General features: G+C 43.9%; 1 protein-coding gene. It reads right to left on the reverse strand.

The features are described 5' to 3' along the window. The coding region (locus AB4585_RS25850) for a cytosine permease (RefSeq protein ID WP_372171631.1) at positions 1 to 403 on the reverse strand (403 nt) is incomplete at both ends.

A 403-nucleotide genomic window follows, 5' to 3' on the forward strand; every position in this document is an offset into this window, starting at 1 on the left:
GTACAGCCCTTGCGGAGACTCGGTGTACAGTGACGGGACATCAATCTTCTCTTTCTTAATAAAGAAGTAATCCACGATGATGATGCCATATAGTGGACCAATCATCGCCGCCAACACATCTACGGTATAGTGAATCACTTCAGGGTTATTAAATAGGTTCCATGGTGTTAGCAATACCGAGCCAAATGCGGCAATAAACCCACCTGTTTTAAAGCTGATTTTTTGTGGCGATACATTTGAGAAATCAAAGGCTGGAGCAACAAAGTTCGCCACAATATTGATACCTACCGTCGCAAAAATGAAGGTCAAGGCACCCAGAACGGTAATCATTCCCGAGTCTAATCGCTTCACGGTTTCAACAGGATCAACAATCATTTCACCAAACACAGGGATAGACGCCGAT

It is taken from the genome of Vibrio sp. 10N.222.49.C9, assembly GCF_041474985.1.
GTDB lineage: Bacteria > Pseudomonadota > Gammaproteobacteria > Enterobacterales > Vibrionaceae > Vibrio > Vibrio crassostreae_C.